Here is an 840-nt window from a genome sequence, read left to right as displayed (position 1 = left end):
CTCGTGCGGTTCAATTCCTTTCTAAGATTATCGACCATAACTCTGATCGTGTCCAAGTGGATGCCTAAGGAGGACTTATGTTAATCAAGAAACTTAGTCGCATTTTAGCTATCTCTGTTATAGCTTTTGTAGCAGTTCTCCTCTGGAACACTAAAAGTAGTCAGGCAGATGAAAGCAGTAAACTACTCAATAGTGCTGCAATTCAAAAAATTGTCAAAAAAGGGACTCTAAACGTTGGTGTCAAACAGGATGTCCCAAACTTTGGTTACTACTCAGCCAAAACTAATACCTATCAAGGGATGGAAATTGACCTCGCTAAGAAAATCGCCAAAGAACTTAAGGTTAAGGTGAATTTTACAGCGGTTACTCCTCAAACTCGTGAAGCCCTTATGGACAACGGGACTATTGACATGCTTATCGCTACTTATACCATTACAGATGAGCGTAAGGCTTCATATGCCATGTCAACTCCTTACTACTACGACCAAATTGGTTTCCTCGTTCAAACCAAATCTGGCTATAAAAAACTTTCTGACCTTAACGGTAAAACTATTGGAGTGTCTCAAGGGTCATCTGCCAAAGCTGCTGTTGAAGAGTACGCTTCAGCTAATAACCTTAAGTTTGACTATGTTCAACTCGGATCTTATCCTGAGTTAGCCGTATCACTCTATGCTTACCGTATTGATGCCTTTGCTGGTGATAAATCAATCTTGTCAGGGTACGAAAGTGATAAAACCAAGATCCTTGATGAAGGTTTCAAAACACAAGAGTACGGTATTGCTTCAAGCAAGTCTAACCAAGAGTTGATTGATTATACCAACGATTTGATTGCTAAATGGC

1 protein-coding gene is annotated in these 840 nt (G+C 39.9%); it reads left to right on the top strand.

Features of this window, described 5'->3' with window-relative positions; genetic code table 11:
• Positions 1–77: 77 nt before the first annotated feature.
• Positions 78–840: transporter substrate-binding domain-containing protein (locus HMPREF2637_RS10165; protein WP_070840174.1), on the top strand; the 763-nt coding region annotated here is incomplete at its 3' end.

The sequence above is a fragment of the Streptococcus sp. HMSC065H07 genome (genome assembly GCF_001837325.1).
Taxonomy (GTDB): Bacteria; Bacillota; Bacilli; order Lactobacillales; family Streptococcaceae; genus Streptococcus; species Streptococcus salivarius_H.
Note: the sequence above shows the minus strand (reverse complement) of the source record. Positions and strands in the feature narration are given on the sequence as shown.